Consider the following 18,026-nt stretch of genomic DNA (forward strand, 5'->3'; position numbering starts at 1 on the left):
GGGTTGCCTCGATCCCGTTACGTGCCTGAGGACCTTCAACGATTCATACTATGGAATTCGACAGCCCTGCAGACTTCACCACCGTCGCCGCCGTCCCAGCCAAGCTTGATCTGAGCCTGGAAGAACTGGATGCGATCCTTGAGGTGGACGTGGTGAACACTGTGCCTCCCCTGACCAACGTTTAGTCAGGCTGGCGGTGCAGCCATCGCTCGATCTGGGCGCAGGCCGTCTTCAGGGCCGAATTTGAATCGAAGTGCGGCGCCAATTCACTGGCCCGGCTTCGATTTTCTTCTGTTAGCACCCGGGTCTTCAGCACCTCGGCCAATGCCGGCGCGGTCAACTGGTGTGGGTTCACGGCAGCACCGAGCCTCAGGCTCACCACCTGCCGGGCATTATAGAACTGGTCGTTCCCATATGGCTCGATCAGCAGCGGGGCGCCCGCCGTGATCGCACGGGCCACGGTGCCGATGCCACCATGGGTGATGACCGCCGCCGACTGGGCAAAGAGCCGGTGCTGGGGACCTTCAGGCAGCAGGGCCGCCTCCCCTCTGGTGCAGGCTGCTTGAAAGGCGTCACTCCGCAGGGCCGCCCAACCTGCCTGCGCCACGAGGGGACGTCGCAAGAGTCTCGCGGTTTGCAGGTGCAGGTCCAGCACCCGCTCCGGGTGGGCCAGCGGCTGGCTGCTGAAGGCCAGGACCAGAGGCGCAGGCTGGCCCTCCAGAATGTTTGCAAGAGAGTCCGCCGGATCCCGCCCCTCCCATTGCGGAGGTTCGTGGAGCCAAAATCCCGTTTGCACAATTTCCCGGCCAGTTTCCGCCGCGGGTACGCCAAAAAGCGGATGCGTCGCCAGAAGCACCCGGGGGGCGACAAAGAGATCGCGCTCATCCGCCACCGGGATCTCCGCAAGACCCAGTCGGCGCCGCAGCGCATGAATGCGGTCTCGATAGCGGCGGGTCCACGGCTGGGTGGCATCCCGCTCCTCGCGGGCGGCGATGCCTGCCGCCGCCGCCGTGCCGGGAGCCGGGTAGAGCCAGGGAAGCACGCAGACCGTGATCCACGGGATGCCGGCGAGATCACTCACCATGCGACCGATCGACTGAAGTCGCGAGCAAACCAGCAGGTCAGCCCCGGCACAGGCGGCCGTCACGTCTTCCAGCATTTCATCGAACCCGAGCTTATCATGCAGCTCCGGCTGGTTCACGCCGGTGGTGCGATCCCTCACGTCAGAAGGGCCTCCTTTCTCCGGCAGCCAGTGGTCAAAGGCCTCCGGTTTGTTTCGCACCGTGGTGGGGTCCTGTTCGCGCCGAGTGGGATGGAGTTGCATGCCGCAGCTCTCCACGTGGAGCCGGAGGTATTCCGGCCCCGCATATCTCACGGTATGCCCCCGCTCCACCAGACTTCGTCCCAGTGCCAGGAAGGGGAAGTGGTCTCCCAGCGTGCCGGTGGAGGTGAGTGTCAGCAGGGCCATGGCGGTCAGGGGTGCACGATCTCCACCTTGGGCAGGCCCCAGCACGTCACCCCGAAGTCCTGGGCCATCTGGGCGAGGCCCTCAGTTTCCACGAACCCGCGATACGGCATGGCGGGGAAGCGCAGCCCGTGGCGATGCAGGTCCGCTTCGACCAGCAGCATGGTGCCTCCCACCCCGTCCAGTTCCACTTCCTCCTGATCCCGAAACGCGTCCAGATAGTTACGGCTCAGTCCCGCGGGTGGTTGGTAAAGCCCGTCCAGGAGATGCTCGGGCCCGTCGCGCAGCGCCTTGTCTTTGAACACAAAGCTGTTGAGGTCAAATGAGGGGCCGCCATACACGCCCTTCACGCAGTTCGGGCACACAATCTGGTGACCTGAATCCAATAGCCTGAGCAGCACATCAGCTGGCCACTTCAGCAAGTCCACATCGATCCACAGAACCCACGCCTCGTCATCCAGCGCGCTTTCCACCAGCGTATTCCGGCTTTGGGCGAGCACGGTGCGCCTCTGCCTTTGCAGGGAGGGTTGCGAGCGTTCTCCCTTCAGTTGAAAGCCGTAGTCACGCTGGAGCAAGCGAGAGCCTGCCAGCCGGTGGCCATGCGCTGCCAGATGCTCACGTGCGACTGCCGCCGTGGCGTCACGGCTGTCGCTTTCCAGCAGTGCCAGGGAGATCTTGTCCAGGGGGTAGTCCGTGCGCAGCAGGTTGGCGAAGAACGAATCCAGAAACGGCACGGCGTCCTTGACCGGTGTGGCAATCAAGATCTTGGGCAGTTCCCGGGTGATGGAGACTGCGGAGCGGCTGGGTGACGCTGAGACAGGGGTGACCACAGAAGCAGGCTGTGGAGACATTGCCGGGGAAGGGGGGGCTGAAAGTCCTGGCAAACCCACGGCCTGCAGATACTCGTGCACCGGGAGCGCGGGCTGCATGATGCGCAATCTCGTCTCACAAGCGGCATCCTCCCAGCGCTGGCTGGCCGCCTTCCAGAGTGAGTCCCAGTGGGCCTCGGAGAAGGTGTTCTGCCCGTGGCAGATGTAGGTGTAGAGGTTGGGGGCATCCAGCATGCAGATGCGCCCCTTCCCAGCCAGTTCCTGGACCGGCGGGGTGTCTTCTCCAGCGCGCAGCTCGGGATACTCCGTGATGGCACCGCGTCGCCACATCAGGGCGCATTCCCAGATGCGGTTCGATGAAATGGCAAAACGCCCCTGCGCGGGCCACCACATCTGCAGGCGGTTCAGCCCACAGGCATCCGCCCCCGTGGCATAGATGGCCATGGCCTGCCGTTCCAGTCTTGCCGGGCTGGACAGGTCATCGTCATCCCACTGGCACATCAGACCTCCGCGCGCCTCGGCCAGCGCGACATTGCGCAGAGCTCCCAGTGGCTTCCCTTCCGCGGGGACTTGGATCCAGCGGATCCGGCCCTCGTCGTCGTCATGAAGGAACTCCGGAAACTCCAACCCGGAATCATCGATCACGACGAGTTCGCGGTTTGCATAGGTCTGGCGTCGAAAGGCACTCACCGCCTGCTCTGCCAGAGCCCGCCGACGGCCGGTGACCATCAGGCAGGAAACCAGAGGCCGGTATCCTGCGGCGGCTGCCGTCGAGAGCGCCTTGGGTTCATTGAGCATTCCAGAGACCAGAGGCGAGGCCGAACGCAGCAGAAACAGACGTGTCTGCTCATGCCCCTTCCGCCACCAGGTGCCGTCCCAGTAGTGCAAGGCATAGGTGCCCGGACCATACCAGTGGGGCGAGCCTGGCTCCCTGGCCTTGAGCCAGTCCACATCCTGATTCGTCGCTGGCTGCACCGTCTCACTGGGCAGCAGCTTGGGTCGCCATTCGGGCTTGTCGCAGGCATGCGTGACGTGGGTCAGGAGAAAGGGGCCCGTTGCATCCAGAGGCCCCGCGTTGTGCCGGCGTCGTTCCATCTCTACCACCACCTGTCTCCAAAACGGATGCCCGGGCTCCGAGGCCATCCAGGCGTTGCCCACGATCTGGCGCATGCCTGCCGCTGTGGAGATTTGGGAAGTCACATGCACCTCCGGCTCCAGCGGGAAAAGCAGCCGCTCACCTTCCAGGAGCGGCGCCAGCGGTTGCAGGCACTCCGTGTCCAGATCGGCATAGACCCCGCCGAAATGATCCAGCAGCAGGTAGCGCGCCGCGTCCGCGCGCATGATGCCGGAGCTGTACCCATCGTACACCGGCAGGAATGCCGGATAGCAGGCGGCGACAAACTCCCGGAGCGAGGCGTCGGTCCAGAGCCGGTGTTGCCAGTCGGGCAGGTGTTGCTGCCAGGTCGCTCTCAGTTGGGCCCATCGCGCTGGCAGCGCCTCGTCGCGCCACATCTGATGGAGGATCTTTGGGATGGGCATGCAGGGAGCGGAGGAAGCCGTTGCACGTCCTAGCGGTGGCCCCTGGAGGATTCAAGGTGAAAGTTGAGCCCTCCTCCTCCCAGACCCGGCTGGAAAAAGCTGTGCATGGCCCTGCAAGAGCCTGCGCCATCCGAACGGGCGGTTACTTTCCTCGTACCGCGAGTGCCGCTCTGGCAGAGTCCGCCATGGTGACAAGCGCCGCTCCCAGCATGATGACGTCTTTGATCACCAGCCGCCCGCGCCCGCTCAGGTAGGGGAAGCCGTGTTCCGTATCACCCAGCGCTGGCACCCAGGACTCTGGCGTGGTGATCAGGAAAGAGAGCGTCACCAGCGACATCACCGCGACGAGAAAACTGCCCACTGCGGCCAGTCCTGGGGACCAGGGATGAAGGCAGAGCAGCAGCCCGTAGAGCACGATCACCGCACCCAGACCGTAGGAGAACTCATAGGTGCGGTTTTCTTCATGCCAGGCCCGGTTCTGCGGCACGAGCTGGCCTTCGGCGTTCATGTGGGTCTTGTACTCCGGTGCCGGGTGTTTGTAGAGGAAGCTCATGAGAGGACTGTTAGCCACGAAGGGGACAATCCCATCCGCCTCATACTTGAAGATCTTCAGCCCACCGATCCACAGTAGCACCACGACGAGGCCCAGGCGGGTCATGGTCATGCCCAGTCGTTCCGAGCCAGCTGCCAGGGTAAGAAAGCGCGAGTACAGATTCATGACGCACGATATCGCCGTCCCGTCTGTGCGACATGGATGCCAGGAGCCTCTACATGGACAGATTGCGCCCGCCGCGGATGGTCGTTTCGAACTCCCGGTACTTCACCGGTGATAGGCCGATGGCTTGTTTGAACAACCGGCTGAAGTAGAACTCGTCCTCGAGCCCCACTTCTGCAGCGATCTCCTTCACGGGGCGGAGGGTATGCAGCAACTGCCACTGGGCATGCTTGATGAGGCGCTCTTTCACGATCTGCGTGGGCGTGCGTCCCAGAGCCCGTTTTACCGCGCGCCCCAGAGCCTTGGGCGTGAGGTGCAGCATCGTCGCGTAGTCGGCAGGGGCATGCAGCTTCTGATAGTGGCGCTCCACCAGCTCGACAAAGCGGTCCACCACCTCCGGTGACCGGCTCAGCGATGCCTCCTCCGTCACCGTTCCCAGCTCCAGCTTGCGTCGGGTGGCTTTGATGAGCAGCACCTTCAGATAGGAGACCAGGAGTTCTGTGTGGGCCAGGCCCCCGTGGTCCAGTTCGTATCGCATCTGGGTCACAAGGTTTGTGATACCTTCAACCAAGTCGCCATCCACGGGAACGTGGGGCGAGCCATAGACCTCGTTGAAGAGCACTCCATTGCAGCCGATCTCATCGTGATGGGTCTCGATGCAGAGGAAGTTCGCGTGGAACTGCAAGACCGTTCCGTCTGGATGCCGGGTGCGGGATCGCTCCAGATGAAAAATCTGGTAGGGCTGGAAGAAGACCAACGCAGCACCGGACAGCGCGTGAGTGGCCTCGCCTGCATGATAAGTGCCGCCATCAGGCAGCCATAGCACGGTGAAGTAGTTGGCTCGTTGGGCACCCTCTGGCCATCGCGCATCCTCCAGCCGCTCCACGCGGAAGGCTGGCTCACCCCGGCGGGGATCGTAAAGGTGCAGCGGGATGTTCATGAGGGTGACAGGGATGAATACGGAACCAGCCGCAAGAGGCCAGAATAAAAAAGTGCCGCAAGCCTGAGCCTGCGGCACTTTTCCCGAAGTCTGTAGAGGGATCAACCCAGGTCAAACAAGATGCCCTCGGCATCCTGGTCTGCCTTGATGGTGAGCGTGCCTGCCGTCTCACTGCTGGCGCCGTCGCCGGCGGTCAGGGAGTTGCCATTCACGCTCAGGCTGCCCTTGGCGAGCTGCAACCACACACCTCGCCCGGCGGCGAGGTCATGGGTGATTTCCTCGCCCGCCTTGATCTTCAGGCGGTAGATGCTGGCATCCTGGTGAATGACCGCAGAGTCCTCACGCCCGTCTTCGGAGATGACCAGCACCTTGGCCTGCGTGTCATGCTCCGGCTTCGGGTGCCACTCCGTGTAGCTCGGGGTGAGCCCGCGGCGCTCGGGGAAGATCCACATCTGCAGCATGTGAGTCGGCTCGGTCTGGGAGGGGTTGTACTCGCTGTGACGCACGCCCTGGCCAGCGCTCATGAGCTGGATCTGGCCGGGCTTGAGCGCACGGCCGTTGCCCATGCTGTCGGCATGTTGCAGGGTTCCCTCCAGCACGTAGCTGAAGATTTCCATGTCGCGGTGGGGGTGGGTGGGGAACCCGCCTCCGGGGGCGATGCGGTCTTCGTTGATGACGCGCAGGCTGCGGAAGTGGACGTGCTTCGGATCTTCGTACTCGGCGAAGCTGAAGCTGAACTTGGAGTCCAACCAGCCGTGATTGGCGTGGCCGCGGTCATTGGATTTGCGAACGGTGATCATAGGATTTGGGAAGCTGGGTGTTTCGATAGGGGAGTCAGTCCGGAAGTGGCGCTGACGGGACGAGCATGCTCTCCGCAGCGGGTGGGAACTAATACTTGTTCCGAACTCGGAGCATACCCTGTGGGTTGGCTCGTGAAAGGGGCAAAAAGTCTGCGCATATACTCCATGGCCCTCCCAGCTTTCTCCATTCAAGAAAACGCCCGGAGCCCGTAATATCGGGCAGTTCAGACTCTCACCCCTTCTTCCTGGCATGTTCAAGTTCTCTCCAAAAGGCTCCATCTCCACCTGCGACGGCGTGTCGCGGCGCGACTTCCTGCAAGCGGGTGCCCTGGGGGCCATCGGGCTGACTCTCCCCCAGTTCAATGCGCTCCGGGCCTCTGGGGTGGTGGACAAGAAGAAAGATGACCGGGCCTGCATCATGATCTTCAATCTTGGGGCGCCCAGTCAGATTGATACCTGGGATCCCAAGCCGGACGCACCGCGCGAAGTGCGTGGCCCTTTCAAGACCATCCGCACGAACTGCCCGGACATCCAGCTCACGGAGATCTTCCCGCACATGGCCAAGATCGCGGACAAGTTCTCCCTAGTGCGCAGTGTGTATCACAATGCTGCGGCCGTGCATGATACCGGACACCAGATGATGCAGACCGGTCGGCTCTTCAGCGGCGGCATCAACACCCCGCATGTCGGCTGTGCGCTGGAGTTCCTCAAGGGGCGCAAGTCCGAGCTGCCCGCGCATGTCATCCTCCCGGAGCCCATGGGGCCAACCGGAGGCAACATGCCTCACGGCCAAGATGCAGGATTCCTTGGCAAGACCTACGACCCGTTTGTCTTGAATGCAGATCCCTCGGCAAAGGATTTCAAGGTGCCGGATCTGCTGCCGCCGCAGGAGATCAGCGAGGTGCGCCTCGCCCGTCGCCGGGCTCTGCGGGACATGGTGGATCAGTCGGTGAAGAACTTCGAGGCCAGTGAGTCCGCCAAGCTCATGGACACGAACTTCCACGATGCCTACCGCCTCATGACCAGTAGCGCGGCGCGGGAGGCGTTTGACCTCACGCAGGAGAAGCCGGCGGTGCGGGAGCGTTATGGGATGAACCGGTTCGGCCAGTGCTGCCTGCTGGCCCGACGCCTGGTGGAGCGCGGGGTTCGGTTTGTCACGGTGAACAGTTTCATCACGGTGTTCAACGAGATCACCTGGGACATCCACGGCAGCAAGCCCTTCACCAGCATTGAGGGGATGCGCGACCTCGTGGCCCCCATGTATGACCAGGGCTACAGCGCCCTCATTGAAGATCTGCACCAGCGCGGCATGCTGGAAAACACGCTGGTCTGCAATCTGGCGGAGTTCGGCCGCACGCCCAAGGTCAATCCCGCGGGAGGCCGGGATCACTGGCCTGGGGTGTGGACCGTGGGTTTCGCCGGCGGCGGCGTCAAAGGCGGCCGCGTGATCGGTCGCAGCGATGAGATCGGCGCCTACCCCGCAGAACACGCGGCGGCTCCGGCCAACGTCGTGGCCACGATCTACGAGTCTCTGGGCATCGACCTGGAGACCGAGCTGCCCGGGCCGCAGAACCGGCCCTTCCCCGTGGTGGACCGCGGTTTCGACCCGATCCGCCAGCTCTTCTAGCCTTTGTTTCCGCTCTTCACTCCCCTCCGCTGCATGCCGGGTCGTCTGTCTTCTGTTGTTTCATCCCTCCTTCTGCTGGTCACCGCATCCGGTGCCCTTGCTCAGGAGGCTGCTCCATCTTTCCGCAACCAGATCCAGCCCATCCTGGCGCGCTACGGCTGCTCCAGCGGGGCCTGTCATGGGGCGGCGGCCGGGCAGGGGGGCTTTCGTCTCTCCCTGCGCGGGTATGATGATGCCGGTGACTACCTCAGCATCACCCGCTCCGCCCAGGGGCGGCGTGTGACGCTGGAAGATCCCGCCCGGAGTCTGCTGCTGCTCAAGGCGACCAAACGTGTCCCCCACAAGGGAGGGGAGAAGATCAAGGAAGGCTGGCCGGAGTATCAAGTGCTCGCGGACTGGATCGCTCATGGTGCCCCCGGGCCCCAGGAGCAGGATGCCCGCATTCAGCGGATCACCGTGAGCCCGTTGCATGCTTCCGTGAAGAACGGGCAGCAACAACCCCTCAAGGTGACTGCCTACTTCAATGACGGCCGGCAGGAGGATGTCACACGGTGGGCCAAGTACACCGCGGGCAATACCTCCGTGGCGACAGTGGATGACGACGGAGTGGTGAAGGTGGTGGGCAATGGCGAAGGGACGGTGACGGCCTGGTACCTCAGCCAGCTCGCCATCGCTACCATCACAGCCCCGTACGAGCACCCGCCTCTTGCCACGGCGTTTGCTGAATTTAAACCGCGTAATTTCATCGATCACGAAGTGGTGACCAAGCTCAAGGAGCTCAATCTGCCTCCCTCCGGGCAGTGCACGGACGCAGAGTTCATCCGCCGGGCCTTCCTCGACACCTTGGGTATTCTTCCCACACCGGACGAGACCCGGGCCTTTGTTTCTGACACCCAACCTGCCAAGCGGGACCGCCTCATTCAGTCATTGCTGGAGCGGCCGGAGTTTGTGGACTACTGGAGCTACAAGTGGAGCGATCTGCTACTGGTCAACAGTGACAAGCTCCCGGTCCAGCCCATGTGGAGCTACTACCAGTGGATCCGTCGCAACGTGGAACAGAATACGCCGTGGGATGTGATGGTGCGTGACCTTCTCACCTCCACCGGCAGCACGCTGGAAAACGGCGCGGGGAATTTCTTCACCCTGCACGATGAACCCACCCGCCTCGCGGAGACGGTTTCGACCGCATTCATGGGCATGTCCATTGCCTGTGCCAAGTGCCACAACCACCCCATGGAGAAGTGGACGCACGACCAGTACTACGCTTTTGCCAATCTCTTCTCCCGGGTTCGATCCAAGAACGGCGCGGTGACCGATGAGCGGGTGGTGTTTGCCAGTACTGATGGGGACCTCGTGCAGCCGCTCTCTGGCAAGGCGCTCGCTCCGACGCCGCTGGATGCCCAGCCGGTGTCTCTCACCGCGACGTCAGATCGTCGCAAGCCCCTGGCTGACTGGCTGACGGCCCCGGAGAATCCGTACTTCTCCCGCGCCATCACGAACCGCGTGTGGAAGAACTTCTTCGGCACCGCGCTGGTGGAGGCGGTGGATGATCTGCGCATGACCAATCCCGCCAGCAATGAGACGCTCCTCTCCGCGGCGGCATCGCACCTGGTGAAACAGAAGTTTGACCTCAAGGCGCTCATCCGCACCATTCTGGAAAGCGAGACCTACCAGCGCAGCAGCGTGGCGCGGCCGGAGAACCAGGGGGACACCCGTTACTACTCCCGCTACTATCCACGTCGGCTCATGGCGGAGGTCATGCTGGATGCGGTTTCCCAGGTCACGGCGGTGCCCACCTCCTTCAATATGGACAAGCGGAATGCCAACAAGGGCATCGGCAGCGCCTATCCCATGGGCTACCGGGCACTGCAGCTGCCGGACTCCCATACCTCAAGTTATTTCCTTGATAGCTTCGGCCGTCCGGACCGGGTGCAGACCTGCGACTGCGAGCGTACCAATGAACCCAGCATGGCCCAGGCCCTGCACATCGCCAATGGGGACACCCTGAACCAGAAGCTGGTCAAGGCGGACAACCGTATTGGCACCTTGCTGGCCTCCGGACTTCCGGATGCCGGGCTGGTGGAGGACGCCTACCTCTGGTGTGTCAGCCGCCCGCCCACGGAGAAAGAGCGTCAGGGGGTGCTCAAGGTCCTGTCCGAAGCCCCCAGTGCCGCGGAGAAGCGACTGGTTCTGGAGGACGTCTTCTGGGGTCTCATGAGCTCGCGTGAATTCCTTTTCAATCACTGATCCTGACATTCCTCATGCCTTCTTTGCGACATCTTTCTGCATTCCCGGTGATGGCTCTGGCGGGCATTCAAGCCGCCCCGGCTCCGGTGGACTATGATGCCCGGGTCCTGCCTCTATTTCAGGAGCATTGTGTGGACTGTCATGCGGCAGATGATGCCGATGGCGAGTTCGCCCTCGATACCTTTGACGCACTGATCAAAGGTGGCAAGGCGGGCAAGGCCGTGGTGCCAGGGGACGCGCAGAATTCCCTGCTGGTGAAGTTTCTGGAAGGGCGTAGCGGACGTGAGGGCAAGAACCAGTTCATGCCTCCGGGCAAAAAGGAGCATTTGAAGCCGGAGGAAATTGCGATCATCCGGCAGTGGATCGATGCCGGGGCGCATCCTCCCGCCGCGCCCGGTAAGCCGGCGGATGCGCTGGCCACGTTGCCCCAAGTCTCTCCGCGCACTGCCATCAAGAAATCCGTGCTCTCGTTGAGCGTCTCCTCCCCGGCCAAGTTGGTGGCGGCAGGTGGCTACGGGAGCGTACGTCTCATCGATCTGAACAGCTTGCAGACCGTCCGGGAGATGAAGGACGTGGCGGGCAAGGTGAATGCCGTGGCCTTCTCGACAGATGGCGCCTTTGTCTTTGCTGCGGCGGGCGTCCCGGGTGTCGGCGGAGTGGCTTACCAGTGGAAGACGGCAGACGGATCGCTGGTCCGGAAGCTGGAGGGGCATTCGGATGCTCTCTACGGCATGGCCATCTCTCCGGATGCCAAGTTGCTGGCCACCGGCAGCTACGATCAGAAGATCAAGCTCTGGGACCTGAGCACCGGCGCAGAGCTGCGCGCTCTCACCGGGCACAACGGTGGAGTCTTCGGTCTAGCCTTCCGTCCCGATGGCAAGGTCCTCGCCAGCGCGAGTGCGGACCGTACCGTCAAGCTCTGGGAAGTGGCCACGGGCCGTCGGCTGGACACTTTCTCCCAGCCTTTGAAGGAACAGACCGCTGTGGCCTTCTCCCCCGATGGCCGTTTGCTGGCCGCCGGTGGTGCGGACAACCGTTTGCGAGTGTGGAAAGTGAGTGCGGAGGCGGTTGAAGGAACCAATCAGCTCCTCGCCACCCGGTATGCGCATGAAGGCGCGATCCTGAGCATTGGATTCGATCCAGGGGGGAAGCAGATCTTCACCAGTGCGGCAGACCGCACGGCGAAGATCTGGAGCAGCACCAGTTACACCGAGGAACACCTCATGGATCAGCAGTCCGACTGGGTGCCGGCCATGGCGGCCCTCGGCGGTGACAAGCTGTTGTTGGGCAGGCTCGACGGCTCGCTCGCCGTCTATCTGATCTCCACCGGACTGCCTGCGACTCCCGTTGCGGCCGCTCCCAAGCCGATGGCCAAGAGCAAGCCTGCCCCTGCTGCCAAGCCGGAGCTGGTGCGTCTGGAGCCGCGTGGGGTGCAGAGCGGAACGCGTACAACATTGAAGGTCACGGGCAAGCACCTGCAAGGGCTGAGCGCGGTGAAGATCGGGCATGCAGACTTGAAGGCGTCCGTTGTGTCCGTGAACCAGGCGGGAACAGTTGCTGAGATCGAGGTCGAAGCGGGTGCCAAGGTGCCACGAACCCAGGTGGACGTCTCCCTGGTGACCGCGGGAGGGGAGACCGCAAAACAACGTCTGCTGGTGGACTATCTGCCACAGCTTGTAGGGGTTCCGTCTGACAAAGGCACCCGTCTGCCCGCACTGCCGGTCAATGTGTGGGGAACTCTCCGTCAGACCGGTCAGGTGGATGCCTGGATCTTCACCGCAAGAAAAGGCGAGACTGTGATCTTTGATTTGGCTGCTGCGCGCATCGAGTCCAAGGCCGTCTCGCCTCGCTTGGAGGTGGTGGATGCTGACGGCCGTCTGCTGGCAGCCAACAACGGGCTGGACAGCGGCAGTGATCCCTTTGTTGCCTTCACCGCCCCGGCGGATGGGGAGTACAAGGTCCTGGTTCGGGAAATTACTTTGGCCGGGTCTGAGGATCATGTGTATCGCCTCACCGCAGGCGTGTTGCCTTATGTGACCGGATGGTGGCCGCTGGCCGTGCCACCCGACCAGGAAAGCCGTATCGAGCTTGTCGGCTACAATCTGAAGGACACGAAGGTGATGGTGACCAGCCCGGCGGAGGGGGAGGTGAGTTTGCCCCTGGATTCTGACCAGTATCGGAGCCGGGTGAACATGCGGGTCCAGGTGAGCCCCTTGCCTCAACAGACGGAACAAGAGCCGAATGATGCCGTCGCCAATGGCCCGAAGTTGACCGTACCCAGCCTGGTCAACGCCCGGTTGCAATCAGCCAGGCCGGGAGAACCGGATGCAGACCTGTTCCCTTTTGAGGCCACGAAAGGGCAACAACTGGTCTTTGAGACCCGCGCCGCCATGCTGGGCTCACCGGCCGATACGAAGCTCGAGATCCTGGACGCCAAAGGGGAACTGGTCCCGATGATCAAGATGCAGGCCACCAAGGATTCCTGGATCACGCTGCGGAGCGAGGATGCCAACGATTCCGCCATCCGGCTGGGCAGGTTCGCGGAAATGGAGTTGAACGACTACATGTACTTCAATGGCGAGGTCCTGAAGATCTACCGTCTCGCCCGGGGCCCGGACGCAGACATGATCTACTACGCCGGGGCGGGCAAACGGAAGGCGTTTTTCAACACCAGCCCGGCGGGCCATGGTCTGGATGACCTGTGTTATGCCGTGGAACCGAGGGCACTGGACGCCCGCATTGTCCCCAACGGGCTACCCGTCTTCACCTTGTACTACATGAATGACGACGATGGGGAGCGTAAGCTGGGCAGGGACTCCCGACTCACCTTCGTGGCCCCGGCGGATGGCACCTATCAGGTGCGGGTGAGTGACACCCGTGGCTGGAGCAGTGAGCGCCAGGCCTACCAGCTCATCGTGCGGGACCCGAAACCCGACTTCATGCCCCGGTTGCGCATGCCTGCCACTGTATCCGTTCCGGCAGGTTCCGGGGTGCAGTTTGCGGTCGCGGTGGATCGGGAGGATGGCTTTGAGGGAACGGTTCAAGTGGAGCTGTCCGGGGTGCCAGACGGGTTCTATGTGTCCACGCCCATCGTCGTGGAGGGCGGGCATCTGGACGCCGCTGGCGCGCTGTACGCCCGGCCGGAGGCTAAAGTGGGCAATCACGACTTCAGCGGCGTGAAGGTGACCGCCAAAGGCATCATCAATGGCCGTGAGGTCATCAAGGAGGTCAATGGCCTGCCAAAGATCGCTGTAGTCGCGGCCGGGAAGCGCTCTCTGTTCGTCGAGCCTGACATGGCGGGCAAACCCGCTGGAGATGGAAAGACCGCACCGGGAGGCCCCTATGAAATCACCATCGAGCCCGGCAAGCTTGTCTCCGCCTGGCTGCGGGTGGACCGTCGGGGCGATGATGCCCTCATCGGTGTTGACATCGAGAACCTTCCCCACGGGGTCATCGTGGACAACATCGGTCTCAACGGTGTGCAGATCCGTGCTGGTGAAAACGAGCGCGAAGTCTTTCTCTCCTGTGCCCCCTGGGTGGCGGAGCAGGACCGTCTCTGTCACATGGTGGTGGGCAGCGCCCGCAATGATGCCGTGAAAGCGGATGCTGCGGCGACCAGCTTCCCCGTGCTGCTGAAAGTGCGGAAGAAGTCCGACGCCGTGGCGCGCGAGTAGTGAGCCCCCGTTTCCCGGCTCACTTGTGGCTGCGCCATCCCATGGCCAGGCGTTGTAACCAGCTTGGACGGTCGGGGGGCACAGTGACTGAATCGGGGATGTCTGGAGCGGGCTCAGGTTCAGGGATCCATTGGATGGAGACCAGCCGGAAGGAGCGCTTGCGTGGCTCTGCCCCGATTTGGACGGGGGGAGGACCCTGGAAAGTGATGCGGGTCCTCTGGCCGCGAGGAGGCACGGGCGCTTTAACAGAGATTCCACCCGCACCGGCCGCGCGTGGCACGGGAGTGAAGGGAGCTTCGTCCACAGCGATCATGAGCTCTCTGTGAGGCGAGTTGGCAGGGGTTGGGGTCACCTCTATCCGCAACTCCACTTCTGCGAAGCCGGTCCGATGAGGAACCTCCAATCCCGCCTGCGAGTCGGCCCACCCGTCAACGTCGATCCCGTGACAGAGCCAGCCCGACAGTTCATGAGTATGCCTGGCGCTCGAAAAGCTGAAGTGCCCAGTGGTGACGGTGTTACTCAGCGCCTCCTGGGCAATTGACCACTGGTGCAGGAAAAATTCAGGAGGTTTCTTATGAGTCAGCCCACAGAAAAGAGCCGCGAGTTCCTGCTGTTTGGTCGCTGTAGTCGAATCTGGAGGGTAAGGGGATGCCTCTAAACAGGCTTGTCGGCCTGCCCGGCTGAGCAGCGGTTCGGGACCTGTGTAGCTGCCCGAAGGTCTCACAATCGTGACCTCTCCACCTTCCAGATAAAAGAATCTGCAACCGGAAAGCACCGAGAGTCCAAAGCTCGTGGAGATCTCGTTGGAACACGAGTACTTGAACTGTCGGAAGATATTGTACAACCGAAAGTAGAACTCCGGCTCGTTGGGGTGTCCGGAACACACCAGCTTCAGCCCCGCCTTTTGGTAGGGGACATGGCATCCCCGTTCGTAGTCCCGCCAGTGCATGCTCACATAGACGGGCTGATACTCCTCTGGCAGCGCAGCCAGCCGGGCCGCGTAGCTCTCACGGTCAAAGTCCACCAGTTTGTTCAGGTCGGATTTGTCGGGGAGTGCGATGGTCCCTTTGCGGACAGGCTCTGTCGCTTCCGGAAAGGTCCGATGGTAGTTGTCGCAGGCGTAAAGGAATGTGTGTCCTATGCTCTGCGGGTTTTGGAGGCCGCGTTCTCTCGCGGCCTGGCTGAACAGTTCATTGAAGAAAAAAGAGCCGGGCATTCGAGCGGACTCCATTTTTTCCATGATGCGAATCGTCCTCGAAACATTCGACTGCATTTCCGGCCCGGTGCGGAAATCGAGCACCAACTGGAGTGCCCAGGGGATGGGGGCACCAGTTGGCAGCCCGGCATAGTTGCGTAAGATTTCTGCTCCTCCGTACAGGTGGTTCGAGGGATAGTATTCTCGCTCGGTTAGCTGGGGCTCCCTGCTACGGGCATAAAGGTCTTCTTGTCCAAACTTGAAGCAGGGCCAGTTGCTCATGCGAAGAATTGCGCCGTCGTGCTGAATCGATGGATCCACCTCTCAGGTGCCAGAATGGTGGAGATGCTTGGGTAGGGTGGTGTCCGTCCAACCCTGCCTCAGCAAATACCGTTCCGTGAGCAGGATGTCGTCCTCGTCGTGGACGTCCCGTCCTCCTGGATTCTCCTCGAGGAGGATCTTCCGCCCCAGATAGGGGAACGGGGCGGAGCCATTGGCAGGGATGCAGGAATTAACACGCATGGCCCGGGCCGCCCCATCGAGAATCACACAAGGGTCGAGCGCCTGCCGGTTGCTGGAGGTGTAGGCTGGCACCTCGTTCCAGGGTTCCAGCCAGCCGTCTGCGGTGAGCTTTCGAGTGCGGTAAGGATGCACCGACCGGTCAATGACGCCGCTGACGCAGGAATCCGCGCTGGGGTCTGCCTCCAGCCGCGCAATGCAGCGGTCGATCAGTCCTGCGGCGTGGGTCGCACAGTTGGCATGCAGGGTGACGAGGTGTTCTACCGTGCCGCCAATTTCCTGCAGGGCATGGAGAATGCCATCCACCATCTGGGCCGTGTCGTGTGAGATGTCGTCTGGGCGTCGGATGAACCGTACCTTGAGCTCCGTGGCGACCCGCTGGATGCCGGGGCAGTCGGATGTCACCACCACCTGATCGATGCGCCGGGCATGAAGCGCCGCCAGCAGGGGGTATATCACCAGCGGACGGCCCAGTACTGGCATGACGTTCTTGCCCGGGATGGACTTGCTGCCGCCTCTCCCCATGATGAGCGCCACGTTCATGTGTTGGGAAAATTGGATGGGTTGATCGGAAGTGGGACGCACCTCACTCTGTCGCGAAAGCGAATGCTGTATGGCGTGACTTCTGGTGACTCAGTTTCTCGACGGATTGCAGAGCCGTCAAGGTCCAGATCACAGGATAAAGCTGCTCGTGATACCAGAGCCGCGCAAAATAGAGTCCGATGGGCGCCGAGGGGAAATTCCCGCCGGTGGAAGTATGCTGGACGAGCCACCGGGCTCCTCTTGCGGACGCTTCACTTGTGGCCTTGTCGACGGGGCCTCCGATTTTCACCGCATGGCAGGCCAGTGCGGCGACGGCCACGGCCGTCTCTTCCAGGCTGGCAGGCCCCGTTTCACCCCCGCTCCAGCCGCCGGCGGGTTGTTGCCAGGCCAACAGATTGCGGTGCCCGGTTTCCAGGATCCTGGTAATGCTGGGCGAGGCAATCCCTGAGCCCATCAGGTGATTCATGATCTGGGCCGTGCCGTACACGTGGTTTTCCTCTTCCACGGCATGTTCATTGCCGAACCAAAGGGGCACATGATTAAACCCGCTCGCGTCTCGCTTGGAGGGCCTGCCGATGAAGGCAATGGCGCGGTCAACGCGCGATGCCAGCTCCAACTGGAGATCTTGGGGGAGAAGTTCCTGCCACAGGCCCCACGCATGCATGGCATGCGCCGTGATCTCCGGGGTGCTGCGGTCAAAGGGCAGGGTGCCCCAGCCTCGGCAGAAGGTGGGGATGCCCCCGTCGCGATTCTGCAGATCCATGAGCCACCTCACACCTCTGGCCACCGCGGGAGCGAGGACCTGGCGCTCGGCTTCGTCTTCGCACAGATGCCAGAGGGCCACGAGAGCGCCGCTGGTGTCGTCCGCATCGGGCACGCCGCCGGGCAGATCGGTCCAGGCCCAGCCGCCGGGGGCTGCATTGGTGAAGGGGTGTATTTCCTGATACTGCTGCCCTAGCAGCCAGGTTTTCAAAGCAGGGATGTCCAGCGCATCGCGGCCTTCCGGGGTTGCGGTGAGCGCCTTGGTGGAAAGGGTGGTGCCCCAGGTGGCGAGATTGGTATCGATCGGCCAACTTCCGTCAGGGCGTTGGGAATCCTCCAGGAAGCGCACGGCTTCAGGAACGCAGGGGTGGAACTTCTCACCCGCGCTGGCGAGCGCCATGGTGACGAAGCTTGTCAGCGGTGTGGCCTCCAAATAGCCGCCCGTGCTGGGCTGCAGGAGCTTCAGCATGGGGCTGATGCGCGGCCAGAGAGCCCTGCGCAGGGCGTGCAGCGGATTGAGCAGGGAGGGCGGTGCGTGGTAAAACCGCGCATAGCCAATGGCGATCAGCGCAGGCAGCGCATAGCTCACCACGGGCAGCCCAATGGCTCCGAACCATTCACGGGGCATGGCCGCCAGCTCAAACGGCAGGGCCAGCACCCGGGACCAGGCCTCTTTCTCCGGCCCCAAGCGGCCGCCGATGGCGCACAGCATGAGGATGGGCACGGAGAAGGTCTTGTCCTTGCCATAGCGCGCCACCACGGCACGGCAGATCACCTCCGGCTCCAGAGAGCCCGTTCTTTCCTTGATCCAGGCTTCGCAGTGCTGGATGGGCTCGGTGCGGTCCGGCTCGCACAGGCTGAGGGCCGACCAGCACAGCAGGGTGGTGGAGAGATTGCTCTTGCTCAGCGTGGTGTCACCCCAGCCGCCATCCTTGTTCTGGTGAAGCACCAGCCACCGCACCCCCTGGGCGATGCGGGCCGAGTGCAGCGGTGCATCCACCAGATGCAGCGCCACCATGGCCGTGGCGGTGGAAAGGGCGCTGTTGGACAGATGCCCCTCCCAGTGCCCGTGCGCATTCCGCAGGGAAAGCAGATGCGCCCGGGTGTTCTGAATGGCTTCGGCAAGTGAGGGATCAGATGTTGCCATGGTCGTCCTTCCTTCACTCATCG

The 18,026-nt window shown here is 62.6% G+C and carries 12 protein-coding genes; 4 read left to right on the forward strand and 8 right to left on the reverse strand.

Annotated features, from left to right (window positions below):
* Positions 1-50: 50 nt before the first annotated feature.
* On the forward strand, positions 51-185 hold the full coding sequence (locus BV106_RS38195) for a hypothetical protein (RefSeq protein WP_265595452.1): 135 nt from the start codon (positions 51-53) through the stop codon (positions 183-185).
* Here BV106_RS38195 and BV106_RS08420 read toward each other — a convergent pair.
* The 5 genes from BV106_RS08420 to BV106_RS08440 form a co-directional block, all read right to left on the reverse strand.
* Complete coding sequence (locus BV106_RS08420) at positions 182-1,468, reverse strand: glycosyltransferase (protein ID WP_038163339.1); 1,287 nt, start codon at positions 1,466-1,468, stop codon at positions 182-184. The two genes, BV106_RS38195 and BV106_RS08420, sit on opposite strands and share 4 nt — an antisense overlap.
* A gap of 5 nt (positions 1,469-1,473) precedes the next feature.
* Positions 1,474-3,834, reverse strand: coding sequence for a glycosyltransferase (locus BV106_RS08425; RefSeq protein ID WP_038163342.1), 2,361 nt, complete (start codon positions 3,832-3,834; stop codon positions 1,474-1,476).
* Positions 3,835-3,976: 142 nt separating this feature from the next.
* Complete coding sequence (locus tag BV106_RS08430) at positions 3,977-4,552, reverse strand: DUF417 family protein (RefSeq protein ID WP_038163344.1); 576 nt, start codon at positions 4,550-4,552, stop codon at positions 3,977-3,979.
* 49 nt (positions 4,553-4,601) lie between these two features.
* Positions 4,602-5,489: an AraC family transcriptional regulator gene (locus tag BV106_RS08435; protein ID WP_038163346.1), complete on the reverse strand. Its 888-nt coding sequence runs from the start codon at positions 5,487-5,489 to the stop codon at positions 4,602-4,604.
* Positions 5,490-5,590: 101 nt separating this feature from the next.
* Positions 5,591-6,289, reverse strand: coding sequence for a pirin family protein (locus tag BV106_RS08440; protein ID WP_038163347.1), 699 nt, complete (start codon positions 6,287-6,289; stop codon positions 5,591-5,593).
* Between the two features lie 250 nt (positions 6,290-6,539).
* Between BV106_RS08440 and BV106_RS08445 the strand changes: the two genes are divergently transcribed.
* The 3 genes from BV106_RS08445 to BV106_RS08455 are packed head-to-tail and all read left to right on the forward strand — an operon-like array spanning position 6,540 to position 13,837.
* Positions 6,540-7,916, forward strand: coding sequence for a DUF1501 domain-containing protein (locus BV106_RS08445; RefSeq protein WP_038163348.1), 1,377 nt, complete (start codon positions 6,540-6,542; stop codon positions 7,914-7,916).
* A gap of 33 nt (positions 7,917-7,949) precedes the next feature.
* A complete protein-coding gene (locus BV106_RS08450; protein ID WP_038163351.1) occupies positions 7,950-10,163 on the forward strand; it encodes a DUF1553 domain-containing protein in 2,214 nt (737 codons plus the stop codon).
* Between the two features lie 14 nt (positions 10,164-10,177).
* Positions 10,178-13,837 carry a c-type cytochrome domain-containing protein gene (locus tag BV106_RS08455; protein ID WP_265595453.1) on the forward strand — a complete coding sequence of 1,220 codons (3,660 nt, stop codon included), beginning with the start codon at positions 10,178-10,180 and terminating at the stop codon, positions 13,835-13,837.
* Between the two features lie 19 nt (positions 13,838-13,856).
* Here BV106_RS08455 and BV106_RS08460 read toward each other — a convergent pair whose 3' ends face one another.
* Genes BV106_RS08460 through BV106_RS08470 form a run of 3 tightly spaced genes read right to left on the reverse strand, consistent with a single transcriptional unit; the run spans position 13,857 to position 18,003 of the window.
* Positions 13,857-15,314 carry a hypothetical protein gene (locus BV106_RS08460; RefSeq protein ID WP_038163356.1) on the reverse strand — a complete coding sequence of 486 codons (1,458 nt, stop codon included), beginning with the start codon at positions 15,312-15,314 and terminating at the stop codon, positions 13,857-13,859.
* 42 nt (positions 15,315-15,356) lie between these two features.
* Positions 15,357-16,094 (reverse strand): hypothetical protein, encoded by a 738-nt coding sequence (locus tag BV106_RS35285; RefSeq protein WP_051945424.1) that lies wholly within the window; start codon positions 16,092-16,094, stop codon positions 15,357-15,359.
* Positions 16,095-16,137: 43 nt separating this feature from the next.
* Positions 16,138-18,003 (reverse strand): prenyltransferase/squalene oxidase repeat-containing protein, encoded by a 1,866-nt coding sequence (locus tag BV106_RS08470; protein WP_051945426.1) that lies wholly within the window; start codon positions 18,001-18,003, stop codon positions 16,138-16,140.
* Between the last annotated feature and the right edge of the window lie 23 nt (positions 18,004-18,026).

It is taken from the genome of Verrucomicrobium sp. BvORR106, from assembly GCF_000739655.1.
Lineage (GTDB): Bacteria > Verrucomicrobiota > Verrucomicrobiia > Verrucomicrobiales > Verrucomicrobiaceae > Verrucomicrobium.